Genomic DNA, 26,239 nt, shown 5'->3' with positions numbered 1-26,239 from the left:
GTTGCAAGCCCAGACACTGGCGGACTGGGAATGCATCGTGATCGATGACGGCGCGCCCGACGACGTCGCGGGGGCGGTCGCACCGTTTCTCGCAGATCACCGCTTCCGGTTCCTCGCGACGCGCAACCAGGGCGTATCAGGTGCACGCAACCACGCCATCGCCGAAGCGCGCGCCCCTCTGGTCGCGCTGCTCGATGGCGACGATCTCTTCCGCCCAGGATACCTCGCCGCCACTGTCCCGGTACTGGAGGACGATCCTGAAGTCCGTCTGGTGACCTGCAACGCACGCATTTTCGGGGCTGTCGCGCGCGAGCGGGCCTGTGTCGACCGCAAGCAGGGCAGCGGCGACGGCGCTTCGGGCTCCCTTGCCGACGTGCTGGACCGCTCATTCAACGTATATATTGGCACGACCTTTCGAAAGGCGGACTTTGACGCCGCTGGCGGCTTCGACGAGGCCATGGCGCATTCGGAGGACCTCGACCTGTGGGTCCGTCTGATGCTGCTCGGCGGCAAGGCACACTACATCGACGAGGTCCTGGGCGATTACCGCGTCCGCCCCGGCTCGGCATCGGGCAGCGCGGTGCGGATGCTGCTGGGCAATGTGCGGGTGTATGAGAAGGCAATTGCCGCGATGGGCGACCGGCCCGAATCCGCAGTCGCCCTGAGGATGCTCGAGGACAACCGGCGCAAGCTGGCTTTCGAGTACGCGGTCGACCGGGTGATCGAAGGCGACGTCCGGCGCGGCCTTGACGAGCTGCGCGCGTCCAGTGGCGAGATCGGCGGGCCGGTGTGGTCGCTCGCGTTCCTCGGCTGGCGCGCATTCCCCTGGCTCGCCGCGCCAATGCTGGCATGGCGGCGCCGGGCGCACAGTCGCGGCGCGCAGCAGCCAAGCCTGTTCGCCGCACTGCTCGGGTTCGGATGATGGTCCATCCGGCGATCACCGTGGCGATGAGCGTGTACGACGCGGACGCCTTCCTCGACGAGGCGATCGCCAGCGTGCGCGCGCAGACCTTTGGCGACTTCGAATTCCTGATTCTCGACGACGGCTCTCGCGATGGCAGCCTCGCGATCGCCCGGCGCCACGAAAGCGAGGACTCGCGGATCCGGGTGATCGCTCGGGAGAATCGCGGTCTTGTCGCGAGTCTCAACGAATTGCTGGAGGCGGCGCGCGCGCCGCTGGTCGCGCGCATGGACGCGGACGATATCTGCGAGCCGGAACGGCTGGCCCGCCAGGCCGCGTTCCTGGCCGAGCGCCCCGAATACGGCGTGGTCGGCAGCTGGACGACCGACATAGGCCCCGACGGCGCGCCGCGACCGAAGGCGGGTGACGAGCAGCCGATCGATCACGATGCCTTCCTCGCCCGAATCGGCCAAGGATCGCTCCTTTGCCATCCGACCGCGATCATGCGGCGCGATCTCGTTCTTTCGGTGGGCGGCTATCACGCGGCCTTCGCGCATTGCGAGGACTTCGACCTGTGGCTGCGCCTCGCCTCCGTGACGAAGCTCGGCAACCTGCCGGAGCGGCTGCTGCGCTACCGCCATTACGACGGGCAGGTCTCGACCCGCCACGCGATGGCCCAGCGGATCGGCGCGGCGATTGCGCTGGTCGCCTGGCAGGAGCGGCAGGCCGGGCGCAGCGATCCCAGCGGCGGATGGACCGCCCTGCCCTCGGTGCGCGACCTCGACCGCGCCTTCGGACGGCAGGGCATGGCCCGCCGGGTGCGCCAACGCGTCGCGCCAGAGCTGCTCTATGTGCCGGAAGCCCTGCGCGGCCCGGGCCTCGAGATCATCCTCGACTACCTGCGTGAAGGTGGCCAACCCGAAGGCATGTGGCGCACGGTCGCCCGCCTGCTGAAGCTCGGCCACCCGGTCCGCGCAACCCGCCTCGCCATGGCGCTTGCCGCATGAGCCGGCCGCAGGGCAGCATCCGCGCCGCGGCGCTGTGGGCGGCGGGAAGCCAGTACTTCGGGTTTGTCCTGCAATTCGCGACCTCGGTGATCATTTCGCGGTACTTCCTCGCCCCGGCCGAGATCGGACTGTTCTCGGTCGCGCTGGCGGCCGCGCTGCTGCTGTCGATCCTCCAGGACTTCGGCCTGACCCGCTACATCGCCGGACACCCGGAAGCCGACGAGGCGACGATCCGCACCTGCACCGTCATTGCTGTGCTGTTCTCGCTGGTGATCGCCGGTGCGATCCTGCTGATCGCGTGGCCGGCAAGCTGGTTCTATGCGGAGCCGCGCCTTGCGCCGATCCTTGCGCTGATCGCGGCGTCTTACCTGTTCACGCCGTGGAGCATCGTACCGGTAGCGCTGCTCCAGCGCGCGCTCGACTTCCGCGGTGTCTTCTTTGCCAACGCGGGAAGCGCGCTCGCCAACGCGGTGGTCGCGCTGACACTGGCCTGGCTCGGCTTTTCCGCAGCCGCCCTAGCTTGGGCGATGATCGCGCAGGCCGCGGTCAAGGCCGTCATCGCCCAAGCGCAGCGCCCCACCCCGCTGCACTGGCCGCCGAGCCTGAAGGGGGCCAGGCCGATCCTGTCGTTCGGATCGGCGAGTTCGGTGCTGTTCGTGTCCGGCGCGCTGGGCGTTCGCTCACCGGACCTGATCGTCGGGCGGATGCTGGGGATGGCCGCGGTCGGCCTTTACAGCCGCGGCTCGGCGCTGGCTGCGCAACTTCACATGCTGGTGATCGGGGCAATCGGCGGGATCTTCTATCCCGCATTCGCGCGCCTGCGCGACGAGGGCCAGCCGCTGGGTCCGGCATACGAGCGCGTCGTCGCGGCGCACGGCGCAATCGTGTGGCCGGCGATGGCGCTGATCGCGGTGATGGCCGAGCCGGTGATTCGCCTGCTCTATGGCGACGCCTGGGTCGGCGCGGCGCCGCTGCTGAGCTGGCTGGCGCTGGCCGAAATGGGCTTCGTCATGCTGCCGCTCCACGTCGACCTGCCGATCCTGCTTGGCCGGATTCGCACGCTGATCTGGCTCAACCTGATCGACACCGCGCTTTCGCTCGGAACGCTGATTGCGGGGGCATGGTGGGGCGTCGAAGCCGCTGCCGCCTCGCGCATCGCCTACGTCGCGGGGTGGTATCTGCTCTACGCCGGATGGATGCACCGGCTGGTCGGCTTCCGTTGGCCGGCGATGCTGGCGATCTACCTGCGCAGTGCGCTGGTGACGGGCGCTGCCGTGCTCCCCGCGCTCTGGGCGATGCACGAGTGGCGCTCGCCGGCGACGCTCGGGTTCGACGGGCTTGTCCTGACCGGACTGCTGTGCGGCGCGGCCTGGATCGCCGCGCTGTTCCTGCTGCGCCATCCCGCGCGCGGGGAGATCGAGGCCATGGCCCGCCATGCCCTTGCGCCGCTGCTGCGCCGGTTCAGCCCCGCCCGCGCCTGAACAGCGTTTCGGCGAATCGCGCCCGGGCCTGGCGCAGTTCGAGCTCGGCCTTGAACCGCTCGGCCTTCGAGCCCCTCCCCGAAAGCAGAGTGCCCGCGGCCCCGCCCAGATAGCGCCAGAACCACTTCTGGACGAAGACGTTCGGTGCGTCGGCGAGCCGGTCGCACACCGCGCGGTCACGCCCTTCGCGCGCGGCCCATTGGCGGAAGTACGCCTGGCTCAGCCGCTCGCGCTGCATCACATGGTGGATGCGCAGGTCCGGGCAGTAGAACCCGCGCTTGCCGTGCGCCTGCAGCCATTCGTAGAGCCAGCGGTCCTCGCCGGTGGGCAAGTCGGCCGGATAGGGCCCGGTCTCGGCAAAGATCGACCGGCGCAGCGCGCAGTTCCCCTGGGTCAGCATCCCGGCAAAGTCGTGGCCGAACGCCCGCCGCTCGGGCCCGCTGTCGATGATGCCGAGCACGCCGCCGAACCCATCGGGCAACCAGTCGGGCGCAGGCTCGTCCCACAGCGGCAGGGCGGGGCCGGCGATGTAGTCCGTCGCCGGATCGGCCATCTCGCGGGCGATGACCTGCAGCCAGTCGGAGGCGACGCGTTCGTCATCGTCGAAGAAGGCGACGACCGGAGCCTCGGCGCGCGCGAGCCCGGCATTGAGCGCGTGCTGGCCGCCCGGCGTGTCCTCGCGGATCGGGACCAGCGCCGGTCCGTGCCTTGCTGCCAGCTCGGCGAGAAGAGCCGGCGTCCCGTCGCTTGAGCGGTTGTCCACCACCAGCAGGCGGGCGGCGATTGCCGAATGGTCCGCCGCGAAGAACGAGGCGATCGCGTCGCCCAGCAGCGCCTCCCGGTTGTGCGTGCGCAGGATCACGTCGACGCTGAAAGTCCCCATCTGCAACCATTCGGGCGGCTGCGACGAACTGTCAACGCGCGCCGACCGGGGGATTCGCACACGCACGCGAAAAGGCGTATCCTGCAAGCCGGACTACCGGGGAGAGAAGCCATGGCCACCACGTTGTTCGCCGCCGGAGCAGGCGCCGCCCTGGCGATGATGCTGCCGCTGCCGACGCTGCAGGACGGTGCCCAGCCAGCGAGCGAGGTCGACGTGCTCCAGGCGCGGCGCGACCTCCATTCCCGGCTGACCGTCCCGGTGCAGATCGGCGAGCACGGGCCCTTCGACTTCCTGATCGACACCGGGGCCGAGCGCACGGTGCTGAGCCACGACACTGCCGCGCGCATTGGTCTCGTCCCCAGCGGGTCGGCCATCCTGATGGGAGTCGCGGGCACCCAGCAGGTCCAGCTCGTCGATGTCGACGAGATCAACCTTGGCCGGCGCAGCTTTTATGGCCTGTCCGCGCCGCTCCTTGAAGGCCGGTTCATCGGCGCGGACGGGATCATCGGGCTCGACAGCCTGCAGGACCAGCGCGTGCTGCTCGATTTCAAGAACAACCGCCTTGCGATCGACGACGCCAAGCACCTCGGCGGCAATGCGGGGTACGAGATCGTCGTCACCGCGCGCCGCCGTTCCGGTCAGCTGATCGTGACGGATGCGCTGGTCGACGGGGTCCGTACCGACATCGTCATCGATACCGGCGCGGAAACCTCGATCGGCAACCTGCCGCTGCAGAAGGCGCTGGCGGAGAAGCACAAGGGCGAGCCCTCCACCCTGGTCTCGGTCACCGGCCAGCAGGTGCTTGCCGAGAGCGGCTATGCCCGGACCCTCACCTTCGGCAAGATGACGCTGAACAATACGCTGCTCGCCTTCACCGACGCCCCGCCATTCGAGCGGCTGGGGCTGAACAAGCGCCCGGCGCTGCTGCTGGGGATGAGCCAGCTGCGGATGTTCAAGCGCGTGGCGATCGATTTCAAGAGCCGCCGGGTGCTGTTCGACCTGCCCGACGAAGTCGCATCGGAGTGGGGCCGCAAGGGCTGGTAGGTGCGATAGGACTCGCACAAAGCGGGTAAACTCCTATTTGGGGCGCCATGCCGCCCGAAACCGCCAGTGATCCGAAGGCCAGCCACGACGGCTGGCAGACTCTTGCCCGCTTCCTCCCCTACCTGTGGCCGCGCGACAATCCGCGGCTGCGGTGGCGGATCGTCGTCGCGATGCTGCTGGTGCTGGCGGGCAAGGCAACGACACTGGCGCTGCCATTTGCCTACAAGAAGGCGATCGACGCGATGACGCCCGGCGGCAGCGTGGCGGCTAACGCCGCGTTCACCGTCGCCTTCGCGTTCGTGCTCGCCTATGCGCTCGGCCGCTTCGCCAGCGTCGCCTTCGACAACTTCCGCAACATCGTGTTCGAGCGGGTCGGCCAGGACGCGACCCGTGCGCTGGCCGAGGACGTGTTCGCGCGGCTTCACCGCCTGTCCCTGCGCTTCCACCTCGCCCGCCGCACTGGCGAGGTGACCAAGACCATCGAACGCGGAACCAAGAGCATCGACGTGATGCTCTATTTCATGTTGTTCAACATTGCCCCGACCGCCATCGAGCTGGTCGCGGTGGCGGTCATCTTCTATTTCCATTTCGGCTGGGGCCTTGTCGCGGCGACGGCCGTTGCGGTGGTCGCCTATGCCGCGACGACGCGCTGGATCACCGAATGGCGCAATGCCCTGCGTGAGAAGATGAACCGGCTCGACGGCCAGGCGATGTCGCGGGCGGTCGATTCGCTGCTGAACTACGAGACGGTGAAGTACTTCGGTGCCGAGCACCGCGAGGAAGAGCGCTACGCCCAGGCGACGCGGGCCTATGCCAAGGCCGCGGTCAAGAGCGAGAACAGCCTCGGCCTGCTCAACATCGCGCAGGCCCTGATCGTGAACCTGCTGATGGCAGGCGCGATGGGCTATACGGTGTGGGGCTGGTCGCAGGGCAAGCTGACCGTTGGCGACCTGGTGTTCGTGAACACCTACCTCACCCAGCTGTTCCGCCCGCTCGACATGCTCGGCATGGTCTATCGCACGATCCGCCAGGGGCTGATCGACATGGCTGCGATGTTCAAGCTGATGGACACCGAGATCGAGGTTCGCGACGCCCCCGGTGCGCCGGCGCTGCTCGTGGGCCGCCCGACCATCCGCTTCGAGGACGTCTGGTTCGGGTACGAGGAAGACCGCCAGATCCTCCACGGCCTGAGCTTCGAGGTCGAGGCCGGTAGCCGCGTGGCCATCGTCGGCCCGTCAGGCGCGGGCAAGTCGACCATCGCGCGGCTACTGTTCCGGTTCTACGATCCGCAGCGCGGCCGCATCCTGATCGACGGGCAGGACATTGCGAGCGTCACCCAGGCCTCCCTGCGCGCCGCGATCGGCATCGTTCCGCAGGATTCGGTGCTGTTCAACGACACCATCGGCTACAACATCGCCTATGGCCGCGACGGCGCGACGATGCTCGACGTCGAGGCCGCCTCGCGCGGCGCGGCCATCGCGGACTTCATCAACCGCCTGCCGCAGGGCTTCGACACCGAGGTCGGCGAGCGCGGGCTGAAGCTGTCCGGCGGCGAAAAGCAGCGCGTCGCCATCGCCCGCACGCTGGTGAAAAACCCGCCGATCCTGCTGTTCGACGAGGCGACCAGCGCGCTCGACAGCCGGACCGAGCAGGACATCCTCGCCACCCTTCGCAGCGTGGCGCAGGACCGCACGACGATCTCCATCGCCCACCGCCTGTCGACGATTGCGGATTCTGACCGGATCCTGGTGCTGGATCAGGGGCGGCTCGCCGAGAGCGGCAGCCACGGTGAGCTGCTCCGGCTGGACGGACTCTATGCCGAAATGTGGGCGCGGCAGGCGCAGGAGAGCGTGGAGGCCTGATCCTCCGCCGAAACTCCCCCGACACATGCGCCCCCGCCTGCGCGGGGGCGCGGCAAGTTTGTTGAGCGGTTGCGTTCCGCCCCGGCACCCGCAATCATCCCCCGATGATCGCTCCGACCCACCCCGACCGCTTCGGCCACCCGCCGGGTCTGTGGGTCCTCGCCGGAACCGAACTGTGGGACCGCATCTCGTTCAAGGGGATGCAGGCGGTGCTGGTCCTCTACATGGCAGGCGAACTGTTCCGCCCGGGCGCGATCGACCGTGTCGCCGGGTTCGCCGCGTTCCGCGCCGCCATCGAAGCGCTCACCGGCCCGCTCGCGGCCGAACCGCTCGCGGCGCAGGTATTCGGGATCTACATCGCGCTGGTCACGCTGACGCCGCTAATTGGCGGGTACATTGGCGATCGCTGGACGGGGCGCCGCAGCGCGGTCACGGTGGGCGCGCTGCTGATGACCGCCGGGCACTTTGCGCTGGCGTTCGACCGCGCATTCCTTCTCGCGCTGTTCCTGCTCGTGCTCGGTGTCGGGCTGTTCAAGGGCAATCTCTCGGCCCAGGTCCGCGCGCTCTACGCGGCGGGTGACCGGCGCGCGGCAGACGCCTTCCAGATGTACCTGATCGCGGTCAACGCCGGCGGGGTGATCGCGCCGCTGCTGACCGGGAGCCTTGCCAGTTCGGCGGGCTGGCACGCGGCGTTCGCCGCCGCCGGATTCGGCATGCTGATTGGCCTGGCGGTCTATCTCGCCGGAAGCCGCTTCCTGCCGACCGAGCCGCCGCGCCTTGCCCGCCGCGATCGTCCACCGCTGACGGCGGAAGAACGGCGCGGGGTGGTCGGTCTGGCCCTGCTCTGGCCGTTCCTCGTCGGCTTCTGGATCGTCCAGTCACAGGTTTGGAACCTCTACAACCTGTGGCTACGCGATCACGTCGACAGGCGCATCGGCGGGTTCGAGGTGCCGGTGCCGTGGTTCGCCTCGCTCGACAGCATTGCGCCGGTACTGCTCGCCCCGTTGGTGATCGGGCTCTGGCGCTGGCAGGCGAAGCGCGGGGCCGAACCGCGGCTGCTCGCGAAGATGGCGATGGGGTGCCTGATGATGGCCGCAGCCACCACGCTGCTCATGCTGGCTTCCAGCGGAGGCAAGGCGGCGATGGCGTGGCCCCTCGCCTTCCATGTCCTGGCGAACCTCGGCTGGCTGTTTTTCGTGCCGGTGGAAACGACCGTGTTTGCCGGCGAAGCGCCAGAGCGGCTGCGCGGCACGATGCTCGGCGTCGCCGCGCTGTCGGTGTCGGCGGCAAGCCTGGTATCGGGCGCGATGGGGAGCCTCTACGCGGGCACCGAGCCCGCAACGTTCTGGGCCATCAACGCCGCCATTGCAGGCGCGACGGGGATCGCCCTGGCGCTCGCCGCGCCCTTGCTGCGCCGCCGCCTTCCTAGCGCTTGACGACCTCGGCCTCGTGCCAGACGACCGCCTGCGCCGCCTTCATGCAATTGCTCTCGACGTCCCAGTGGATCGAGGGCGAACCGTAAAGTCGCCACCCCTGCTCCAGCGCCTCCGACACCCGCTCGCAAAACGCGCGGTCGTCCTTGCCGGTGAGCAGGCGATAAATCGGGCGGTCATCGGGGGTCTGGTGCATCATGTCCTGATCATGTCAGATGGAATATCGTGAGTCGGGCGGGCAGGTTAGTCGCACACCAAGGGCAGGGGAAACAGCATGTGGACACGCCGATTGTTGGCCCTGGCTCTCGCCAGCACTGTCTGCCCTGCCGCGGAAGCTGCAGCGCCAAGCGATCTTCGGCAAGCCTTGGCCGCAAGGGGGTTCAAGGGGGAAGTCGCGATGTCAGATGGGGACCGCCTCGTCATCGGCATCGAAGCGCCTCGCCTCTGGGCCTGGGGCTCGGTGACCAAGCAGGTCGTGGCAATCGCGGCAGCCCGGCTGGTGGACGAAGGCAAGATCTCCTGGGACGACACGGTCGCCAGCAAGCTTCCGTCGTTCAAGGACCATCCGCGCCGCGAGGTGACGCTGCGGCAGTTGTTCCAGCATACCTCGGGCCTGGCGGATCCCGAAGCGCAGACGCCGGACAACGGCGTGCCGCCCTATCTCGCTCCGGGCCGCAAGGGCGCGGGCACCTCTGCGGATGCGACCGGCCTCTGCGCCGCACCGCCGAGTGGCGAGCCGGGCTCGTTTCGATACAACAACTGCGACACCATCGTTGCCGCAGCGATGCTCGAGGCGGCGAGCGGAGAATCGCTCTCGGCCCTGCTCAGGCGGACGGTCTTTCGTCCGGCAGGCATCCGCACCACGCGCTTGGCGCTCCGCGGAGAAGTGCCGGCGTTTTCCAGATCCCGGGGCGGGGTCGAACTCGCAGCCTATGGGGCATCCGCTGCGCTGGTCGGGACCTCCGCCGATCTGCTGCGGCTCGATCGGGCCCTGATGAGCGGACGGCTTGTCAGCAAGGCGCAGCGCGAAGTGCTCTGGAAGGGCGAACCCTCCCTGGGCTTCGCCGCACTGGGTGCGTGGTCCTTCGAGGCTCCGCTCGCTGGCTGCAAGGGGCCGGTCAAGCTGGTCGAGCGCCGCGGAGAGGTCGACGGAATCCAGGTGCGCAACATCCTCGCGCCCGATCTGGGCCGCGCGGTTGTCGCGTTTACGCCGCAAGGTGATTTCGACTTCGGAGAGATCTGGCAGGGAGACGGGACCAGCTACGACCTTGCCTCTGCCGCGTTCTGCACCTGACAGGCTGCTGACGGGGACGCGCGACTACAACTCGCAGCGCCAGCAGTAGAGCGCGCCGTCTTCGGGATCGTCGCGCTGTGCCACCTTTGCGAAGCCGTTCTTCTCGAGCACCCGCTGCGAAGCGATGTTGTCGGTGCGGGTTTCCGCCGAAATCGCATCGAGCCGTCCATCCTCGCGCGCCCAGCCGACCAGCGCCGCTACGGCCGCACTCGCTGCCCCCCGTCCTTCCTCGCTCGGCGCGATGCCATAGCCGATGGTCGCGTTGGTCCCGTCGGGTTCGGTGGTCAGCGAAAGCAGCCCGACGACCCGCCGGTCCTCGACCACCAGCCAGGCCGAGGGCGAAAACTCGGCTTCCACCCGCGCCGCAATCCCGGCCAGCATCGCCAGCACAGCCTTTTCCGCCAGCGGGCTGTCGGGGAGCGCCAGCCCCGCCTCCGGCGCCTCGTCCGCGATCAGGCGGACGAAGTGCGCCTGCGAGGCGGGGCGCAGCGCGAAGCTCACAGGATGTATTTGGAAAGGTCGGCGTTCCCGGCCAGCCCGGCGAGCTTGTCGGTCACGTAAGCTTCGTCGACCGTCACCGTCTCGCCCACCCGGTCCTCGGCCTCGAAGCTCACTTCCTCGAGCAGCTTTTCCATCACCGTCTGCAGCCGCCGCGCGCCGATGTTCTCGACGCTTTCGTTGACCTGCGCGGCGGTGCGGGCAATGGCACGGATCGCGTCCTGAGAGACCTCCAGCGTGACCTGCTCGGTACCTAACAGCGCCTTGTACTGCTCGACGAGGTTCGAGCGGGTCTCCGCAAGGATGCGCACGAAGTCGTCCTCGGTCAGCGCAGAAAGCTCGACCCTAATCGGCAGGCGGCCCTGCAGTTCGGGTAGCATGTCGCTGGGCTTGGCGACGTGGAACGCGCCGCTTGCGATGAACAGCACGTGGTCGGTCTTCATCGGCCCGTACTTGGTGGCGACTGTGGTGCCCTCGATCAGCGGCAGCAGGTCGCGCTGGACCCCCTCGCGGCTGACCGACCCACCACGGACATCGCTGACCGCGATCTTGTCGATCTCGTCGATGAAGACGATGCCGTTGGTCTCGGCGTTCTGGAGGGCGACGCGCGCAACGTCGTCCTGGTCCATCCGCTTTTCCGATTCCTCGTCGACCAGCTTGTCCCACGCATCGGCAACGCGCAGCTTGCGGCGCTTGAGGTTCTGCCGGCCGAACGCCTTGCCCATCATGTCCGACAGGTTGATCATGCCGATCTGGCCGCCCATCCCGGGGATGTCCATCGGCACGGAGGGCGCGTCCTCGACCTCGATCTCGACCTCGGTGTCATTCATCGAGCCGTCGGCGAGCCGGGCCTTGAAGCTTTCGCGGGTGGCCTCGCTCGCCCCGTCGCCGACCAGCGCCTTGAGCAGACGGTCCATCGCCGCCTTGCTCGCCGCATCGCGCACCGCCTCGCGGCGGCGGTCCTTTTCGAGGCGGATCGCTTCTTCGGCAAGGTCACGGGCGATCTGTTCGACGTCGCGGCCGACGTAGCCGACCTCGGTGAACTTGGTCGCCTCGACCTTGACGAACGGCGCATCGGCCAGCTTGGCGAGGCGGCGGCTGATCTCGGTCTTGCCGCAGCCCGTCGGTCCGATCATCAGGATGTTCTTGGGCGTGACCTCGTCGCGCAGTTCGGGCGACAGGCGCTGGCGCCGCCAGCGGTTGCGCAGCGCGACCGCGACGGCCTTCTTGGCATCGGTCTGCCCGACGATGTGCTCGTCGAGCGCGCGGACAATGGCCTTGGGTGTAAGGGAGTCGTTCATTTTCTACCTTCTCCCCTCCCGCATGCGGGAGTGGGACTAGATTTCCTCGACCGTCACCCGGTCGTTCGTGAACACGCAGACATCTGCCGCGACCTGCATTGCGCGGCGGGCGATCTTTTCGGCATCGTCTTCGTAATCGGTGAGCGCGCGGGCGGCGGCGAGGGCGTAGTTCCCACCCGAACCGATCGCGGCAATTCCGCCCTCGGGCTCCAGCACGTCGCCGTTGCCGGTCAGCACCAGCATCGTTTCCGCGTCGGCGACGATCATCAGCGCTTCGAGGTTTCTGAGGTACTTGTCGGTGCGCCAGTCCTTGGCGAGTTCGACTGCCGCGCGCATCAGCTGGCCGCGGTGCTGTTCCAGCTTGCGCTCCAGCCGTTCGAACAGGGTGAAGGCATCGGCGGTCGCGCCCGCGAACCCGGCGATGACCTTGCCCCTCCCATTTTCATCTGTGGCGCCGATCCGGCGGACCTTGCGGGCGTTCGGCTTCATCACCGTGTTGCCCATGGAGACCTGACCGTCACCGGCGATGACGGTTCGGCCGTTCTTCTTCACCCCGATGATGGTGGTGCCGTGCCACTGAATGAGGCCGTGGCTGGCCCTGCTCTCGTCCATGGCGCGGGATATCGTGTGGCCCGCGCCAAGGTTCAAGATCAGCTGCCGTTCGGACCCGGTCCGGTGTTGCCGCCGCCCGCCGCGCCCGGCACCGCGCCGACCGCGCCGATGTTGCCGAACAGGTCTTCGAAGAAGCTGCGATCGCGGCCCAGCGTCGGCGTCTTGTCGCCATCGGGGTTGAGGCGGACGACGCTTTCCATCCCGGCGCGCTGGACGCTGGCGACATTGCCCGCAGGATCGAAGGTCACCTTGAGGATCGTCTGGTCGACCGGCTTGGGCCGCAGGAACGGAGCCTGGCGGGTGTCAGTCGCGACGTAGTACCACACCGGGGTGCCGAACTGGCTGGCGAAAGTCGGCCGGCCGAGCGCGCGTTCGACCGAGGCCTTGTTGTCGACGCCCGGCGCGACCGAATCGACCAGCGCGGTATCGACCAGGTAGCCGCGGTGATCCTTGATGCTGGCGCAGCCGCCCGCCATGACCGCCAGCGCCATCAGCGCCACCGCACCACGCAACTTCGGCAACCTGTCCTGCATTCAATTCGCTCCGCCAGATGGCTGTTCACGAAGACGCCGCCCGTTGCCAAGCGCGCGCCTCGCCTTATATCGGCCCGACCCTTAGGGCTTTGCCGTGGCCCGCACAAGGACCGCTTGCCCTCGCGTCACCCCGCCGCGTGGCAGGCCGCGATTGAATCGGCGCTGAACGGAAAGGAACGTGGGCGTGGGCCTCATCGATCGCCTGCTGGGCCGCAAGACCGATGACCGCGACGAGGTGCGGCCGCTGTGGCACCGGATCGTCGAGATCGCCCGCCAGCGGCACTGGTACGCCGACGATGGCGTGCCCGACACCCTCGAAGGGCGTTTCGACATGGTCACTGCGGTCCTGGCGGTCGTCCTGCTCAGGATGGAACGCGAGGAGGCGCTGATCCCGGGATCGGTCAAGCTGACCGAGCTGTTCGTGGACGACATGGACGGCCAGCTCCGCGAAATCGGCGTGGGCGATCTTGTGGTCGGCAAGCACATGGGCAAGCTGATGGGCCTGCTGGGCGGACGACTCGGCGCTTTCCGCAATGCCCTGGCCGGCTCCGATGAGGCCTCGCTGGTTGACGCGGCAACCCGCAACGTCACGTTGTCCGAAGGCCGCGACGGCGCCGCTGTCGCTGAAGGCCTGCGCCGCCTGGCCGACGAACTCGCCGGCCTCCCCGCGGCCGACGTTCTCGCCGCCCGCATCGGAACAGGCGCATGACCGCGCCCGAATTCTCCCGCGTCATTGATCTGCGCCAGATCGGCAACAAGCCGCTCCGTCTTGTCGCCGACGAGACCGAGCGCCGCAGACTCGCCGGTCGATTCTCGCTCTCGGGGATCGACAGCCTCGAAGCCGATGTCGAACTTCTGCCCGAAGGCGCGGTCGTGACCGCCACCGGCCAGCTTCGCGCCGCCGTGATCCAGGCCTGCGCCGTGTCGGGCGAGGACTTCCCCGTGTCCATCGACGAGCCGCTGTTCGTCCGGTTCGTCCCCGCGGTCCGGCGCGTCGTGCCGGACGAGGAAATTGAGCTCGACGCCGACGAACTCGACGACGTGGAGTACGAAGGGACCGCGTTCGACCTCGGCGAGGCCGTCGCGCAGAGCCTGGCGCTGGCCATCGATCCATTTGCGGAAGGTCCCAACGCCGATGCGGCCCGCAAGGCCGCAGGGCTCGGCAATCCGGAGACTTCGGGAGCTTTTGCCGCCCTTGCTGCATTGCGCAGGGATGACTGACGCGACCGCCGTTCCGACCCCCGCCTCCGCCGGACCGCCACGCGGCGGTCCGCCGGGCCGGGACCTGACGAGCGGACCGATCCTGAAGACGCTGGCGCTGTTCGCCGCGCCGACCCTGCTGTCGAACGTGCTGCAGTCGCTCAACGGATCGATCAACTCGGTCTGGGTCGGGCGGATGCTTGGCGACGCGGCGCTGGCGGCGACGGCCAATGCGAACATCGTCATGTTCCTGGTCTTTGCCACGGTGTTCGGGTTCGGCATGGCCGCCACCGTCAAGGTCGGACAGAACTTCGGCGCGCGAAACATCGATGCAGCACGGCGGACGTTCGGGACGGCCTTGGGGTTCTGTGGCGGGCTGGCGATCGTCGTGGCCACGCTCGGCTGGATCTTCGCCCCGGCGCTGCTGACCGCGCTGGCCACGCCCGGTGAATCCTATGGCCTCGCCCTTGCCTATCTGCGCGTGATCTTCATCTCGATGCCCGCGGGCATGATCTCTATCATGCTGGCCATGGGCCTGCGCGGCGGCGGCGACGCGCGCACCCCGCTGCTGTTCATGATCCTGACCGTCGTGCTCGACGTCATCCTCAATCCCCTGCTGATCGCGGGGATCGGCCCATTCCCGCGAATGGGGATTGCCGGATCGGCGCTGGCGACCGCGATCGCCAACACTACCGGGCTCTTTGCCAACATCGCCTATGTCTACGCGAAGGACCTGCCCCTGCGGTTGCGCGGGAGTGAGCTTCGCTACCTCATCCCGGCGCGCGAGGAGCTGCGCTATATCGTCGGCAAGGGGCTGCCGATGGGCGCCCAGATGCTGATCATCTCGGGCGCAGGGATCATCATGGTCGGCCTCGTCAACCGCGAAGGGTTGATCGCGACCGCCGCCTATGGCGCCACTCTGCAGCTGTGGAACTACCTGCAGATGCCGGCGATGGCGATCGGCGCGGCGGTGAGCGCGATGGCCGCACAGGCGATCGGCGCCCGGCTATCCGATCGCCTGCACAAGATCACCCGGGCGGGAATCACCCTGAACCTCGTCATGACCGGCCTGCTCACTACCCTGCTGCTGCTGTTCGACCGGCCCGCACTCGTCCTGTTCCTGGGCCCCGAAAGTCCGGCCGTGCCGCTCGCCCGGCACATCCAGTTCATGGCAAGCTGGACCTTCATCCTGTTCGGGGTGACGATCGTGCTGTTCGGCACGATGCGGGCGGCTGGCGTGGTCTATGCCCCGCTGATCACGCTGGCGATCTCGATGTATCCGGTAAGACTGGGCTTCTACGAGACGATGTACGAGCGGCTCGGCATGGACGCGATCTGGCTGGCGTTCGGCGCTGGGTCGATCGTGTCGATGGGCCTCGCCATCGCCTTCTACCTTCGCCGCGGCTGGCAGGAAAATGCGCGACCCCGTCCACCGGAGGAGGCATCGGAATGCTGCGAAGCTGACGGGGAGCCTGCGGGCAGGCTGACGCCGGCGCTCTAACGCCCCTGCGAACGCCAGCGCTGGACGGTCCGCTCGACGCTCTGCTCTTCGCCGCCCGCATTGTTCCACAGTTCGCTGAACGACGGGTCGGCCGAGGCCGGGCGCTTGAACGCTTCCAGCTCGTCGAACGCCACGCGGATCGGGATCGAGACGCCCTCGCCGCAGATGATGCATTCGCGGTTGCGCAAAGCCGGGATCGAATCGAGGAAGCCGCGCGCGCCTTCGGGCATCGCCGCCTTGACGAACGACTGGTCGCGGTCGTTGTTGAGGCGCATCGAGATGATCGTGCCGCACTGCGACAGCACGCCTTCGGCCAGGTCCGACGGGCGCTGGGTGATGAGGCCCAGCCCGACGCCGTACTTGCGCCCTTCCTTGGCGAGTCGCGAGAGGATGCGGCCAACGGAAGAACCGTCGGCGTTCTTCTCGTTGGGCACGTAGCGGTGCGCTTCCTCGCAGACGAACAGGATCGGCCTGGTCTGCTCCTCGCGCGACCAGATCGCATAGTCGAAGGTCAGCCGCGCCAGCACCGCGACCACGGTCGAGGTGATTTCCGAGGGGACGCCCGAAACGTCGATGATCGAGATCGGCTTGCCGTTGGCCGGCAGGCGGAAAATCTTGGAGAGGAATTCGCCCATCGTATCGCCGACCAGCATGCCGGAGAACATGAACTGGTAGCGCGGGTCGAGCTTGAGCTCGTCGATGCGGGTCTTGATCCGCATGTAAGGCGCGCTGGTGCCCGCCTTGTCGAGCTTGCCCATCTCGTTCTGGATGATCGTGTTGAGGTCGGACAGGAGGTAGGGGATCGGCGAATCCACCGTGATCTTGCCCATCTGCTCGGCCAGCCGGTTCTTCATCCGCGCGGCGAGCAGGCACCGGGCGAGGATGTCGCAGTCGCCCTGGCGCTCCGGCCCGGTCGTCGTGATGAAGACTTCGCAGTGCTCCTCGAAGTTCATCAGCCAGTACGGCATCTGCAGGTTGCTGACGTCGAGCAGCTGGCCGGTCGACTTGAACGCCTGCATGTATTCGCCGTGCGGATCGATCATCACGATGTGCGCATGGGGCGCCATCTCGCAGATTCGATGCAGGATCAGCGCCGCACCGGTCGACTTGCCGGTGCCAGTCGAGCCGAGCAGGGCGAAATGCTTGCCCAGCAAGGAATCGACATAGAGCCCGGCGCGGATGTCGCGCGTGGGGAAGACGGTGCCGATCGGCACGCTCGCCCGGCCGTCACTGGCATAGATCTGCTTGAGGTCGGTGCTGGTCGCCGGATAGACCATCGCGCCGGGGATCGGGTATTTGGTGACGCCGCGGCGGAAGCTGTAGATCTTCCCCGTGAGCCGCTCTTCGTCGCCTTCGCCGAGGAAATCGATCTGGGCGATGATCCCGCCTTCGACCCGGCTTTCCTGGCGCTGGGTACGCACGCTCGCGAGCAGCCACGAATTGCCGACGCGGATCTTGATCTGGCTACCGACCTGCCCGGCCAGCGCGACCGAAGGATCGAGATCGACGGAACATTCTTCCAGCCTTCGGAGGTCGAGCGCGATCTGCGAGCTGGAGCCCGCGATTTCCATGACGAAGCCGATCGGCTGGCGGGCGTTGTCCGGAAACACGGGCGCGCCTCGGGCAAGATCGTTCGGCGACGCGGGCGTCGCTTCACCAAAATCCTGCTTGGACGTGTCGTTCATGGCGTGCGGAGACCCCTGTGTTTTTGCTCCCGGTACCCCTGCGCGTACCCGGACAGGGGTTAACATCCCGCTAAACGAGGGGTCACGGGCTTTGAAATCAACGACTTGATCAGATCAGCGCGAAGAGCCGCCCGGCGATCCAGCCCATCGCGACCGAGATGAACACCGCGAACAGGCCATAGAACACCGAACTGCGGTCCGCCGCCTCGGCGACGAAACGCTCGAATCCGAGCTTGCGCACCTCGACCTTGCTAGACGCGGAGGCGATCACCTGGCCATCGCGGATCGCAAAGGTTTCGGCGGTGTAGGTCCCCGTCTGGACCTGCGAGGGCAGCGAGATTCGCGCCTGGTACAGTACCCCGCCGCTGATCGTCACGCCCTTGCCGTTTTCGCGGTACAATCCCTGCCGCTGCATCAGATCGACCAGCCCGGCCGAAAAGCGCGCCTGTTCCTTTGGCTCGATCACCCCGATCGGGGACAGCTGCACCCATTTGAGCCCGAGTTCGTAGATCGCGGCCGTCTTGTCATCGACGATCTTCGCCACCGGCCGGGTCGAAACGACCGCGAAGTAGCTGGGGGCGGAGCGAAACTCCGTGCTGGCGGCGTTGATCCACACCCCGGCGACCTTCTGCTTCTCGCGCAGGACGATGGACTGGACCGGTCCCTTGAGCACCACCACGACGTCGTAGTCCGTCGCGGCGCGGCTTCCTTCCGGATTGAGGATCGCGCCGAACAGCAGCAGGTCCGCGCCGGTGAAGCCTTGCCGGACCTGGATCTCGTGCTGCGAAATCTCGGGCACAAGGATCGGGTCACGCGCGCCGCCCAGCATGACCCAGCAGATCGCCAGGAGCAGGGCCGAAAGCGCCCTCATTGCGCCACCACGGTGTAGATCTCGTCGGGCCGATAGCCGAGGCCCAGCGCCATCCGCATCGCGACTAGCAGGACGATAACCGCGAGGATCAGGCGCAGCTGCTCCGGCTTGGCCTTCTGGGCGAACTGCGCGCCGACCTGGGCGCCGGAGACCGAGCCGAGCAGGAGCAGGACCGCCAGGACGATGTCGACCGCCTTGGTCGTCAGGGCGTGCATCATCGTGGTCGCCATGGTCACGAACAGGATCTGGAACAGCGAGGTGCCGACGACCACGCTCGCCCCCATGCCCAGGATATAGAGCATGGCCGGCACCAGGATGAAGCCGCCGCCGATCCCCATCAGCATCGTCAGGATGCCCGTCATCATGCCCAGCAGCAGCGGCGCGAGCGGGGAGATGTAAAGGCCCGAGCGGTAGAACCGCCAGCGCAGGGGCAGGCTGGCGACCAGCGGGTGGTGCCGGCGCTTGCGCGCAGGGAGCGGAACGCCCGACCGCTCGGCCCGGATCGACGCCAGCGATTCCTGCGCCATCAGCGCGCCGATCCCGCCGAGCAGCACGACATAGAGGATATTGATGACGGTATCGATCTGGCCGAGCGACTGGAGCAGCCGGAACAGCAGCGCCCCGAAGCCCGTGCCGATGATCCCGCCGCAGACCAGCACCCCGCCCATCTGGTAGTCAATCCCGCCCCGCCGGGCATGGGCGAACGCGCCGGAAACGCTCGCCCCGGTGACCTGGCTGGCAGCCGAGGCGGCTGCGACCGTCGAGGGGACGCCGTAGAAAATCAGGAGCGGCGTCGTCAGGAATCCGCCGCCCACCCCGAACATCCCCGAAAGCAGCCCGGTCAGCGCACCGAGGCCGACGATGACCAGGCCGTTTACCGCAAGGTTGGCGATCGGGAGGTAGACATCCATGCCGCCTGAATGACTAGCCCACGCCGGCGGCCAAGGGAACGGCGGAGCCCGCGCGTTGTCAGAATCCTGCGGAAAGCGTGAAGGCCGGCCCGGAACCGGGGGCAGCGTTGCCGGCCACGCGGAAACGCCAGTCGGCCGACGCCCGGGCGCTGACCCTGCCCAGATCGAACCGCAGGCTGGCCCGGGGACCGACATCGATCCGGCTCGCACCCTCCTGACCCCCGGCCCACGCGCCCCCACCGACCTTCAACCTGGCGTCGCGGCCCAGCGCGAGCAGCGGCCGATCGACCGTGGCCTGCGCGTCATAGAAGGCCGTCGCATTGCGGCCCCCGACATAGCCTGCCTGCCCATAAGCCTCGAACTCGGCTCCGAAAGGGAGACGCTGCGGCGCAAGCTCGCTGACTGCGGCGACTGCCGGGCGGATTCGCGTCATGCCGGGCTCCTGCTGGATCCGGCCTTCAACCAGCACGCGGATCGGCAGTCGCCTCAGGGGTCTGGCCGAAAGCCCGAAGGCCGCCTCGCGGTCGCCCCCACGGCCGAGCGCGCCGGAGAGTCGGACGTATGCCGCAGGGCGGTAGCGGCTGTCCGGCGCGAGGCTGAAGCGCACCACGGCGCCCGCCTGGCTGCCGCCATACCCTGCCGCTCCGCCCGCAGCGCCGCGCGCGGTTTCGCCCCCTCGAACGAGCAGCCAGCCGTCGCCCGACCAGCGCGAAGGCGTGGCAGACCCGCTGCCCGCCAGCATGAAAGGCGGGGCCCAGCCACGACCGGCCTCGCGCGGGCGACCTGCGGAAGTGTCCCGCTCCGGCAGGAAGGCATAGCCGAGGCCGGCCATCAGGAGGAGCTGCTGGGACGGTGCCAGCCGGGACGACAGCGGAGCTGACGGGCCAGTGGTCGCCGGCGGCCATGAAGCGGGCGCAGCAACCGGCCCGACCGGGCCGACCTCGACGGGCCACGTCGCGGCTCGTTCGGCCCCCTTCGCAGCTTCGCTCTTGCCGGTTGCCGGCCGTGCAGGCGGTCGGGAGGCGCGGCTTTCGGTCAGCGCGGCAAACGCGGCGGCAGGTGGCAGCGCCGCGGGATAGGGGGACTGCCAGGACGCCGCGCGGCCGCCGACCCACGTGCCAATGACCAGGGCCAGCAGCAGCAGCGGCTCCCCGCGCCGACGGGTCTGCCTCGTCACGGTGCCGCGGCCAGCGCGGGATGACTTCGGTGCTCGGTCTTCTCCCAGGCGACCGGTGCCCCGCGGAGCGTGCGCAGATAGGCGAACAGGGCCCGCCTTCCGGCCATGATTGCGATGATGTTGGCGACCGGCATCCGCAAGATCCCGAAAATTCCTTCCCGCCAGCCATATTCGCGGGCGGTGAAGGCGAAGCGGAACGCCGTGCGCCAAGCGAGGAAAACGGTGTTGAACCACAGCAGGGGTTCGATACCGCTCGCCACAGGCCTGACCGGAGCGCCGGCCCACCGCGCCAGCAGCAGGACCGGCCAGACGGCGAGGAGCAGGTAGGCCGCTCCCAGGACCAGCGCGGTGAGTGGGCCGCGCCGGTCGCGCATCCGCATCCACAGTTCAGCCGGAGAGCCGTGCCAGCCGAGGCGATCCCAGCCCTGGAAGGCAATGCCGTGCAGCCACCGGGTCTTCTGGCGCACGGCCGCTCCCAGCGTCGCCGGGAAGAACTCGCGCGTGGCGACCAGCGCTCCGGACGCATCACGGTACCGCAGGAAACGCCCTCGCCCTCCGGCCTCCGAAACCAGCAGGCCACATTCGTAGTCTTCGGTCAGGCACTCCTCGGCAAACGGGTCGGACGAACCGCGCTGGCTGGCCAGGACTCGGATGGCACGACGCGAAAAAGCGCAGCCGACGCCTGCGGCCGGGATTCCGATGCCGAGCCAGTCCCGAACCACCATTCCCTTGCCGTGAGACTCGGCAAACTCGTCGCCATAGTGTCCGGCGATGAAGCGGGAGCCCATCTGCGGTTCGGGCCGCACCGGGAGCTGGGCGAAATCGGCCTCGTCGAGCGCCCGGTCGAGCAGTGCGAGGGCGGCGGGATGTACCATGTCCTCTGCGTCGTGGAGGATCACGCTGCGTGCGGCGAATTCACCCCGTCGTTCGTCGTCGCACAGGGCCGCGTGAATCCTGTTCAGGCAGTCCGCCTTCGTGGTCGGGCCATCGGCGTCGTGGACGACGATGCGGACCCGCGGGTCCCCCGGCGCGGCGGCAATCATCGCGGCGAGGGTTTCGGGATCGTTGCGATAGCAGCCTGCGTAGATCCGCAGGTCGCGCTGCGGCCAGACCGACAGGCAGTGTTCGATCATCGCGCCGACGACCGCCGCCTCCCGCCAGGCCGGAACGAGGACCGCCGCAATGCCCCGCAGCGGCTGGGCAGGATCCAGGTCGAGTGAGGGTGTTTCGACCCGCCGCGTCAGTCGCAGCCACAGCCAGGTCAGGTCGACCGCCAGTTCGTCGAGCACGCCGATCGCGAACCAGACCGCCGCGAACAGCAGGAGTTCGTGCCCGACGAGTTCGAGCCACTGCAGCGCCGAAAAGGACGCCTCGACCGTCAAGACAAACCCCGCCCCGTATAACCCCTCAGGAAAACTACGGTTGGGTAGGTCTGATCGATAGGACTTGCCAAGGCCAAGAATATGCCCAAAAGCCCGGAAATGCTTCGGAAATGGTTAGTTCACGGTTTCTTAGGAAGCCTGCGGTCCGAGGCTGGACCGGGTCTCGTGCTCATCGGCGCGGCGATTGTCGCACTGGTTCTGGCGAACACCGAAGCCGCGCATTGGTACCATGCCCTTTTGCACGACGCCTTGCCGTGGACACCGGTCGCAAAGCTGGACACGCTCCACCTGTGGATCAACGACGGGCTGATGGCGGTGTTCTTTTTCACCGTCGGGCTGGAGATCAAGCGCGAGGTCCTGCAGGGCGAACTGTCGAGCGCGGCCCGGCGCCGATTGCCCGTGATCGCGGCGCTGGCCGGGATGGCCCTGCCGGCGCTGGTCTATCTCGCCGTGGCCGGTGCGGGGCCGCTGGCGCGGGGGTGGGCCATCCCCGCAGCCACGGACATTGCCTTCGCGATGGGCGTGCTGGCCCTTGTCGGGCCGCGCGTACCGCCATCGCTGCGGCTGTTTCTGCTGACCGTCGCGATCGTCGATGACATCGGGGCGGTGCTGGTCATTGCGGTGTTCTACACGGCCGGCCTCAAGCTCGCGTGGCTGGCCGCCGCAGCCGCGCTGCTTGCGGCGATGGCATTGCTCAATCGCTTCGGGATTACCCGGATCGCACCTTATCTGCTGCTGGCGATCGCCATGTGGTTTGCGGTCCTGCACTCCGGGGTTCACGCCACGGTCGCCGGGGTGCTCGCCGCCCTGACCATCCCGATGGCGCTCGACAAGCAGCGTGACAGTCCGCTGCTGCGCCTCGAACACGCGCTGGTGGGTCCGAACGGCTACCTGATCGTCCCCGTGTTCGGGTTCGCCAACGCGGGCGTGGCCCTCGCCGGCGGCGCTGGCGAGACACCGGCGTTGCCCTTGGCGATTGCCGCGGGACTGTTTCTTGGCAAGCAGGTCGGTATCCTCGGCAGCGTGTGGCTCGCCGATCGCACCGGCCTTGCCCGCCGACCGGCCGGGGCAAGCTGGCCGCAGATCTGGGGCATCGCGCTCCTGTGCGGGATCGGTTTCACGATGAGCCTGTTCATCGCCGCGCTGGCCTTCCCGGGCGAGCCGGCCCTGGCGGAGGAAGCGAAGCTGGGCATCCTGGGCGGATCGCTGGTGTCCGCGCTCGGCGGATTCCTCATCCTGCGCCTTTCTTCACCGAAAAGCCCTGATTGCCCAACGACTTGATCGACTGATCGAGAAACCCGAACAGTCTCGCCGCGACTTTGCGGGAAACCTTTGCCGCGAGACGGCGTATTCCGGGCGCATTCCACACTCGAAAGGGGGACGTCCCATGCCCGGAGACAACGCCACCAAGGCGCTCAACGACAGCCTCAACGGCCTGCTCGCCGACTACTTCGCGCTGTACCTGAAGACCAAGAACTATCACTGGCACGTCGCCGGACCGCAGTTCCACGACCTGCATCTGCTGTTCGACACCCACGCCACCGAACTCTTCGCGCTGACCGACATCCTCGCCGAGCGGGTGCGCAAGAACGGCGGCTCGACTCTCACCTCGATCGGCTCGATCGCCGCGAAGACCAGCGTCAAGGACGACGACCGCGAGAAGGTCTCGGCCATGGAAATGGTCGAGGCGCTGCGCGACGACAACGCGGCTCTGGTCCGGAAAATCCGCGACGTGAAGGCCGCGGCGACGGAAGCAGGCGACAATGCCACCGAGGGCGCGGCCGACGACTGGACCGACCAGGCCCAGCAGCGCGTGTGGTTCCTGACCCAGATCCTCGGCTAGAACGAACCCGCTGCGCGGATGGCGACGCCGCCGTCGCGGGCGGCGAAGCCCTGCTGGAGCAGGGGCCCGGCGGCTTCCACCGGCAGGCCCTTGAGCACGAGGTCGGCGGTCCATTTGCCGCCTGGCGTGATGCGCAAGGTCAGCCGTTCCATCCCCGTCGGCCCTGCCATGTCGACCGCCAGCGCGCCATTGTCGCACCGTGCCTTGCCGCCAAGGACAAGGTCGCCCGGCATCAGTGCGCTGGGCGGCGACAGCGTGAGCGACACCGTTCCTTGCGCGCTATCACAGCGGCCTTCGGTCGTCGTGTAGGCAAATCCAGCGAAACCAAGCTGCGTCGCGGGCAACGGGCCAAGACCCTCCGGCAGCGGGACGGTCCCGTCGAGATCGCGCAGTTCGGCCCAGTCGCTTCCACCCGAAACGGTCGCACGGAAAGGGTTTGCCGCAGGCGCGGTTCGCGACAGGTCGAGAGTCGTCCGCCCGACCAGCAGCGGCAGCGGGCGCACGCCGGCGTCGAGCGTGCCCAGCGGCAGCGCACCGACCCGCAGATCCGCGATCGTCCCCGACCAAGCCGTGCCATAAACGCCCCGCGCGGTCATCCGCTCGGCGCCGCCGGCAATGCCAAGCACCAGCCGCAGCGGCAGGAACACCACCAGCGCAGCGAGGAACAGCGCCGCGATCACCAGCCACGTCCGCCGGGACAGCCGCCCGTTGCGCAGGAAGATCAGCCGCCCGATCATGAGCCTGCCCGCCGCAGCGTGGCGTTGACCGATACGGTGCCATCCGCCGCCGGGGTCACTGTCAGGCTCTCGACGCCAATGCCCTGCGCTGCCAGCGCATCGAGCCACGCCAGGGTGGCCGGCCCGCGCGCCGTCGCGATGGCAATCGCCACGACGTCGCTCCCGCGGGGCTGGCTCGACTGAAGGACGAGGCCAGCAGCTTCGGCGGCGGCGGCGACTTGCTGATCGACCGGGCCTGCCCCCACGGCGCTTTTCGGCGCGGGCCGCTTGAGGGCCTCGAGCCCGGCCAGCACGCGCCCCGCCCGCTCGACCGTCGCTGCATGGCGCTGCGCCGCGTCGTCCCATGCCGAGCCCACCGGCCCGATGATCCCGTAGACCAGCAATACCAGCGCAGCGAGCGCGCCCGCGACCGTCACCAGCACCCGCTCGCGCCCGGTCAGGCCCGTGTACCAGGTTCCAACCCGCGCGATCATGGCGCACGAACCGTGATCGCGGCGACGGTCGCGCCGGTGGGATCAGGGGCGAGCGAGGGCGGCACGGTCACCTTCCATCCATCGTTCTGCAGGGCAAACAGCACCTGGTTGATCGCATCGGGCGCGGGCGCAGCCGCGGTGAAGCGCAGCGTCCCGTCACCGGCATAACCGAGGTCGCGCAGTGTCACCGATGGCTGGCCCTTCAAGGCAAGCAGCACCGCCGCTGCGGGCGCGGAGAAGGCCGCGCCGCCCTCGCCCCTGCGGGCGAGTTCACCCTCGACCAGCCGCGTCGCGCTGTCGAGATCGGTCGCGGCCGGGAATCGCGCCTGGGCGGCGGCGAGGGCGGCTTGCTCCTGTGCGGTGGAATCCATGTTCCACTTCACGATCCAGACTGCCATGAACACCAGCGCGAGCAGCGCGGCGGTCGCGGCCATCCGGGCAAGCTGCGCCCAGTCCGGCAGCAGGTAGAACGCCACCCGGCGCGGGGCGTAGGCCCCCTGACGCAGGTTGAGCGGGGGTTCTGTGTGGACCAGCGCCAGCCGATCGAGCAGCGCATCGGCGTCTGCCTCGTCAACGTCCTGCCCCCCGGAAAGCGCCTCCACCAGCGACGGCTCACCAGCGAAGGCGGCTTGAGCGGAGCGGGCGAGATCTTCGCCGGCAAGACTGCCGACCCGCACGCCTTGCGACGCGGCAGGAAGCACCAGCGCCGCGGGCACCAGCGCCGCGGGCTCGAACCCAGCGGCGGCGCACTCGGCCAGCCACAGGTCCATGTCCGAACGGGCCACTGCGGCCGTCAGCATCGAATCGCCCTCGGCGGCGACGGCGACGTGCGCATCGGGCGAAGCCTGTGCCGCGCCCAGCCGCTCCGCCGCCAGCGCCTGCGCGACCGGCATGGCGGGCAGCGGCTTGATCCGCACCGGGGCGAGCGCGGCGGGGACCAGCGCGGTCAAGCGCGTTGCCGGTAGGTCGCCCCACGGCCGATCGTCGCCGGGTGCATATTGGCGTTCGTCTCCCGCGACGCCGCCCACGACCGGCCACCACGCCCACGGCGCACCGGCTGCGGCGGGCAGCAGGACAACGAGCCCGTCATCATTTTCCGGTCGAAGGTCGGCGGCCATAGGGTCGGCTTACTGCTGGTCGGAGTAGATGTCGGCGTTGAGATCGGTCCCGCCCGGCTGGCCGTCCGCGCCGAGCGAGAAGACTTCGAACGGCCGCCCGTTCCGGCCGGGCACCTGATACTGGTAGGGCCTGCCCCACGGGTCGTTCGGGATGTCTTTCACATAACCCCCGGCACGGTATCCGGCCGGGTTGGTGAGGCCCGCCGGGGCTGTCCTGAGCGCGGCCAGCCCTTCGCCCTGGCCAGGGTAAGCCGACTGGTCGAGCCGGTACATCTCCATCGCCTGGCTGAGCGTGGCGATGTCCGCCTTCGCTTTCACCACGCGCCCCTTGTCGCCCGCCGGGATCACGTTGATCGCGACCACGGCTGCCAGCAGGCCGATGATGAACAGGACCACCATCAGCTCGACCAGGCTGAAGCCGTTGCGGCGCTTGCCTTTGATCCGCTCGTCCTGAGCTTGTCGAAGGGCTGCACTTTCTTCGGACGATGCCAA

General features: G+C 68.4%; 27 protein-coding genes (1 of these 27 running past the window's edge). 12 read left to right on the top strand and 15 right to left on the bottom strand.

Annotation, left to right across the window (positions count from 1 at the left end):
- The 3 genes in view from AC3WLD_RS11850 to AC3WLD_RS11840 are tightly spaced (each overlapping or abutting the next) and all read left to right on the top strand, a layout consistent with a single transcriptional unit that may run on beyond the window.
- Positions 1 to 922, top strand: partial view of a glycosyltransferase family A protein gene (locus tag AC3WLD_RS11850; protein WP_492557169.1) — the 3' portion only. Its footprint begins 110 nt before the window's first position; the window shows 922 of its 1,032 coding nt (coding positions 111-1,032); the start codon falls outside the window, past its left edge; the stop codon is at positions 920 to 922.
- Positions 919 to 1,908: a glycosyltransferase family 2 protein gene (locus AC3WLD_RS11845; RefSeq protein WP_492557168.1), complete on the top strand. Its 990-nt coding sequence runs from the start codon at positions 919 to 921 to the stop codon at positions 1,906 to 1,908. The genes AC3WLD_RS11850 and AC3WLD_RS11845 overlap by 4 nt, the downstream gene beginning before the upstream one ends.
- A complete protein-coding gene (locus tag AC3WLD_RS11840; RefSeq protein ID WP_492557167.1) occupies positions 1,905 to 3,389 on the top strand; it encodes an oligosaccharide flippase family protein in 1,485 nt (494 codons plus the stop codon). Before AC3WLD_RS11845 ends, AC3WLD_RS11840 begins: the two co-directional genes overlap by 4 nt.
- On the opposite strand, the gene AC3WLD_RS11835 is transcribed toward AC3WLD_RS11840, so the two are convergent.
- Positions 3,370 to 4,272 carry a glycosyltransferase family 2 protein gene (locus tag AC3WLD_RS11835; RefSeq protein WP_492557166.1) on the bottom strand — a complete coding sequence of 301 codons (903 nt, stop codon included), beginning with the start codon at positions 4,270 to 4,272 and terminating at the stop codon, positions 3,370 to 3,372. The two genes, AC3WLD_RS11840 and AC3WLD_RS11835, sit on opposite strands and share 20 nt — an antisense overlap.
- Positions 4,273 to 4,383: 111 nt before the next feature.
- On the opposite strand from AC3WLD_RS11835, the gene AC3WLD_RS11830 reads away from it, so the two are divergent.
- From AC3WLD_RS11830 to AC3WLD_RS11820, 3 genes are all read left to right on the top strand, one after another.
- Entirely contained in the window at positions 4,384 to 5,316 is a 933-nt protein-coding gene (locus AC3WLD_RS11830; protein WP_492557165.1) for an aspartyl protease family protein, read from the top strand.
- A gap of 47 nt (positions 5,317 to 5,363) precedes the next feature.
- Positions 5,364 to 7,178, top strand: coding sequence for an ABCB family ABC transporter ATP-binding protein/permease (locus AC3WLD_RS11825; protein ID WP_492557164.1), 1,815 nt, complete (start codon positions 5,364 to 5,366; stop codon positions 7,176 to 7,178).
- Between the two features lie 104 nt (positions 7,179 to 7,282).
- A complete protein-coding gene (locus AC3WLD_RS11820; protein WP_492557163.1) occupies positions 7,283 to 8,614 on the top strand; it encodes a peptide MFS transporter in 1,332 nt (443 codons plus the stop codon).
- Here the strand turns inward: AC3WLD_RS11820 and AC3WLD_RS11815 are convergent.
- Positions 8,604 to 8,807 carry a DUF1737 domain-containing protein gene (locus AC3WLD_RS11815; protein ID WP_492557254.1) on the bottom strand — a complete coding sequence of 68 codons (204 nt, stop codon included), beginning with the start codon at positions 8,805 to 8,807 and terminating at the stop codon, positions 8,604 to 8,606. The genes AC3WLD_RS11820 and AC3WLD_RS11815 overlap by 11 nt on opposite strands.
- A 201-nt stretch (positions 8,808 to 9,008) precedes the next feature.
- Here AC3WLD_RS11815 and AC3WLD_RS11810 point away from each other — a divergent pair, with 201 nt between their 5' ends.
- Complete coding sequence (locus AC3WLD_RS11810) at positions 9,009 to 9,905, top strand: serine hydrolase domain-containing protein (RefSeq protein ID WP_492557162.1); 897 nt, start codon at positions 9,009 to 9,011, stop codon at positions 9,903 to 9,905.
- 24 nt (positions 9,906 to 9,929) lie between these two features.
- Here the strand turns inward: AC3WLD_RS11810 and AC3WLD_RS11805 are convergent, their stop codons facing one another.
- From AC3WLD_RS11805 to AC3WLD_RS11790, 4 genes are read right to left on the bottom strand one after another with little or no spacing between them, the layout of a single operon-like run.
- Complete coding sequence (locus AC3WLD_RS11805) at positions 9,930 to 10,406, bottom strand: GNAT family N-acetyltransferase (protein ID WP_492557161.1); 477 nt, start codon at positions 10,404 to 10,406, stop codon at positions 9,930 to 9,932.
- A complete protein-coding gene (gene hslU / locus AC3WLD_RS11800) occupies positions 10,403 to 11,704 on the bottom strand; it encodes an ATP-dependent protease ATPase subunit HslU (protein WP_492557160.1) in 1,302 nt (433 codons plus the stop codon). The genes AC3WLD_RS11805 and hslU overlap by 4 nt, the downstream gene beginning before the upstream one ends.
- A gap of 36 nt (positions 11,705 to 11,740) precedes the next feature.
- Positions 11,741 to 12,316, bottom strand: a complete 576-nt coding sequence (hslV, locus tag AC3WLD_RS11795; protein WP_492557159.1) for an ATP-dependent protease subunit HslV — start codon at positions 12,314 to 12,316, stop codon at positions 11,741 to 11,743.
- 38 nt (positions 12,317 to 12,354) lie between these two features.
- Positions 12,355 to 12,849: an outer membrane protein assembly factor BamE gene (locus AC3WLD_RS11790; protein WP_492557158.1), complete on the bottom strand. Its 495-nt coding sequence runs from the start codon at positions 12,847 to 12,849 to the stop codon at positions 12,355 to 12,357.
- A gap of 184 nt (positions 12,850 to 13,033) precedes the next feature.
- On the opposite strand from AC3WLD_RS11790, the gene AC3WLD_RS11785 reads away from it, so the two are divergent.
- From AC3WLD_RS11785 to AC3WLD_RS11775, 3 genes are read left to right on the top strand one after another with little or no spacing between them, the layout of a single operon-like run.
- The gene (locus tag AC3WLD_RS11785; protein WP_492557157.1) at positions 13,034 to 13,558 is read left to right on the top strand and encodes a ubiquinol-cytochrome C chaperone family protein; all 525 of its coding nucleotides are present in this window, start codon (positions 13,034 to 13,036) and stop codon (positions 13,556 to 13,558) included.
- Entirely contained in the window at positions 13,555 to 14,070 is a 516-nt protein-coding gene (locus AC3WLD_RS11780; RefSeq protein ID WP_492557156.1) for a YceD family protein, read from the top strand. The genes AC3WLD_RS11785 and AC3WLD_RS11780 overlap by 4 nt, the downstream gene beginning before the upstream one ends.
- Entirely contained in the window at positions 14,063 to 15,550 is a 1,488-nt protein-coding gene (locus AC3WLD_RS11775) for an MATE family efflux transporter (protein WP_492557155.1), read from the top strand. The genes AC3WLD_RS11780 and AC3WLD_RS11775 overlap by 8 nt, the downstream gene beginning before the upstream one ends.
- Here AC3WLD_RS11775 and AC3WLD_RS11770 read toward each other — a convergent pair.
- From AC3WLD_RS11770 to AC3WLD_RS11750, 5 genes are all read right to left on the bottom strand, one after another.
- The gene (locus AC3WLD_RS11770; protein ID WP_492557154.1) at positions 15,547 to 17,235 is read right to left on the bottom strand and encodes an ATP-binding protein; all 1,689 of its coding nucleotides are present in this window, start codon (positions 17,233 to 17,235) and stop codon (positions 15,547 to 15,549) included. The two genes, AC3WLD_RS11775 and AC3WLD_RS11770, sit on opposite strands and share 4 nt — an antisense overlap.
- Before the next feature lie 109 nt (positions 17,236 to 17,344).
- Complete coding sequence (locus AC3WLD_RS11765; protein ID WP_492557153.1) at positions 17,345 to 18,106, bottom strand: TIGR02186 family protein; 762 nt, start codon at positions 18,104 to 18,106, stop codon at positions 17,345 to 17,347.
- Positions 18,103 to 19,017, bottom strand: coding sequence for a sulfite exporter TauE/SafE family protein (locus tag AC3WLD_RS11760; RefSeq protein ID WP_492557152.1), 915 nt, complete (start codon positions 19,015 to 19,017; stop codon positions 18,103 to 18,105). The genes AC3WLD_RS11765 and AC3WLD_RS11760 overlap by 4 nt, the downstream gene beginning before the upstream one ends.
- A gap of 58 nt (positions 19,018 to 19,075) precedes the next feature.
- A complete protein-coding gene (locus tag AC3WLD_RS11755; protein WP_492557151.1) occupies positions 19,076 to 20,194 on the bottom strand; it encodes a hypothetical protein in 1,119 nt (372 codons plus the stop codon).
- Positions 20,191 to 21,576, bottom strand: a complete 1,386-nt coding sequence (locus tag AC3WLD_RS11750) for a glycosyl transferase family protein (RefSeq protein WP_492557150.1) — start codon at positions 21,574 to 21,576, stop codon at positions 20,191 to 20,193. The genes AC3WLD_RS11755 and AC3WLD_RS11750 overlap by 4 nt, the downstream gene beginning before the upstream one ends.
- 99 nt (positions 21,577 to 21,675) lie before the next feature.
- On the opposite strand from AC3WLD_RS11750, the gene nhaA reads away from it, so the two are divergent.
- Positions 21,676 to 22,857: a Na+/H+ antiporter NhaA gene (gene nhaA / locus AC3WLD_RS11745; RefSeq protein WP_492557149.1), complete on the top strand. Its 1,182-nt coding sequence runs from the start codon at positions 21,676 to 21,678 to the stop codon at positions 22,855 to 22,857.
- 106 nt (positions 22,858 to 22,963) lie between these two features.
- Complete coding sequence (locus tag AC3WLD_RS11740; RefSeq protein WP_492557148.1) at positions 22,964 to 23,419, top strand: Dps family protein; 456 nt, start codon at positions 22,964 to 22,966, stop codon at positions 23,417 to 23,419.
- Here AC3WLD_RS11740 and gspN read toward each other — a convergent pair.
- Genes gspN through gspG form a run of 4 tightly spaced genes read right to left on the bottom strand, consistent with a single transcriptional unit; the run spans position 23,416 to position 26,239 of the window.
- Positions 23,416 to 24,156 (bottom strand): type II secretion system protein N, encoded by a 741-nt coding sequence (gene gspN, locus AC3WLD_RS11735; protein ID WP_492557147.1) that lies wholly within the window; start codon positions 24,154 to 24,156, stop codon positions 23,416 to 23,418. The genes AC3WLD_RS11740 and gspN overlap by 4 nt on opposite strands.
- Complete coding sequence (gspM, locus tag AC3WLD_RS11730; protein ID WP_492557146.1) at positions 24,153 to 24,629, bottom strand: type II secretion system protein GspM; 477 nt, start codon at positions 24,627 to 24,629, stop codon at positions 24,153 to 24,155. The genes gspN and gspM overlap by 4 nt, the downstream gene beginning before the upstream one ends.
- A complete protein-coding gene (gene gspL, locus AC3WLD_RS11725) occupies positions 24,626 to 25,747 on the bottom strand; it encodes a type II secretion system protein GspL (protein WP_492557145.1) in 1,122 nt (373 codons plus the stop codon). Before gspL ends, gspM begins: the two co-directional genes overlap by 4 nt.
- 9 nt (positions 25,748 to 25,756) lie before the next feature.
- Positions 25,757 to 26,239 carry a type II secretion system major pseudopilin GspG gene (gspG, locus tag AC3WLD_RS11720; protein ID WP_492557144.1) on the bottom strand — a complete coding sequence of 161 codons (483 nt, stop codon included), beginning with the start codon at positions 26,237 to 26,239 and terminating at the stop codon, positions 25,757 to 25,759.

The organism is Novosphingobium sp. FW305-C-111 (genome assembly GCF_058783565.1).
The sequence above is the reverse complement of the archived record's forward strand: the minus strand, read 5'-3'. Positions and strand labels throughout refer to the sequence as shown.

Excerpts from the sequence above, each read along its gene's own strand:
- AC3WLD_RS11845 (WP_492557168.1), top strand. The coding sequence starts at position 919 with ATGATGGTCCATCCGGCGATCACCGTGGCGATGAGCGTGTACGACGCG.
- AC3WLD_RS11840 (WP_492557167.1), top strand. The coding sequence starts at position 1,905 with ATGAGCCGGCCGCAGGGCAGCATCCGCGCCGCGGCGCTGTGGGCGGCG.
- AC3WLD_RS11835 (WP_492557166.1), bottom strand. The coding sequence starts at position 4,272 with ATGGGGACTTTCAGCGTCGACGTGATCCTGCGCACGCACAACCGGGAG.
- AC3WLD_RS11830 (WP_492557165.1), top strand. The coding sequence starts at position 4,384 with ATGGCCACCACGTTGTTCGCCGCCGGAGCAGGCGCCGCCCTGGCGATG.
- AC3WLD_RS11825 (WP_492557164.1), top strand. The coding sequence starts at position 5,364 with ATGCCGCCCGAAACCGCCAGTGATCCGAAGGCCAGCCACGACGGCTGG.
- AC3WLD_RS11820 (WP_492557163.1), top strand. The coding sequence starts at position 7,283 with ATGATCGCTCCGACCCACCCCGACCGCTTCGGCCACCCGCCGGGTCTG.
- AC3WLD_RS11815 (WP_492557254.1), bottom strand. The coding sequence starts at position 8,807 with ATGCACCAGACCCCCGATGACCGCCCGATTTATCGCCTGCTCACCGGC.
- AC3WLD_RS11810 (WP_492557162.1), top strand. The coding sequence starts at position 9,009 with ATGTCAGATGGGGACCGCCTCGTCATCGGCATCGAAGCGCCTCGCCTC.
- hslU (WP_492557160.1), bottom strand. The coding sequence starts at position 11,704 with ATGAACGACTCCCTTACACCCAAGGCCATTGTCCGCGCGCTCGACGAG.
- hslV (WP_492557159.1), bottom strand. The coding sequence starts at position 12,316 with ATGGACGAGAGCAGGGCCAGCCACGGCCTCATTCAGTGGCACGGCACC.
- AC3WLD_RS11790 (WP_492557158.1), bottom strand. The coding sequence starts at position 12,849 with ATGCAGGACAGGTTGCCGAAGTTGCGTGGTGCGGTGGCGCTGATGGCG.
- AC3WLD_RS11780 (WP_492557156.1), top strand. The coding sequence starts at position 13,555 with ATGACCGCGCCCGAATTCTCCCGCGTCATTGATCTGCGCCAGATCGGC.
- AC3WLD_RS11775 (WP_492557155.1), top strand. The coding sequence starts at position 14,063 with ATGACTGACGCGACCGCCGTTCCGACCCCCGCCTCCGCCGGACCGCCA.
- AC3WLD_RS11770 (WP_492557154.1), bottom strand. The coding sequence starts at position 17,235 with ATGAACGACACGTCCAAGCAGGATTTTGGTGAAGCGACGCCCGCGTCG.
- AC3WLD_RS11765 (WP_492557153.1), bottom strand. The coding sequence starts at position 18,106 with ATGAGGGCGCTTTCGGCCCTGCTCCTGGCGATCTGCTGGGTCATGCTG.
- AC3WLD_RS11760 (WP_492557152.1), bottom strand. The coding sequence starts at position 19,017 with ATGGATGTCTACCTCCCGATCGCCAACCTTGCGGTAAACGGCCTGGTC.
- nhaA (WP_492557149.1), top strand. The coding sequence starts at position 21,676 with ATGCTTCGGAAATGGTTAGTTCACGGTTTCTTAGGAAGCCTGCGGTCC.
- AC3WLD_RS11740 (WP_492557148.1), top strand. The coding sequence starts at position 22,964 with ATGCCCGGAGACAACGCCACCAAGGCGCTCAACGACAGCCTCAACGGC.
- gspN (WP_492557147.1), bottom strand. The coding sequence starts at position 24,156 with ATGATCGGGCGGCTGATCTTCCTGCGCAACGGGCGGCTGTCCCGGCGG.
- gspM (WP_492557146.1), bottom strand. The coding sequence starts at position 24,629 with ATGATCGCGCGGGTTGGAACCTGGTACACGGGCCTGACCGGGCGCGAG.
- gspL (WP_492557145.1), bottom strand. The coding sequence starts at position 25,747 with ATGGCCGCCGACCTTCGACCGGAAAATGATGACGGGCTCGTTGTCCTG.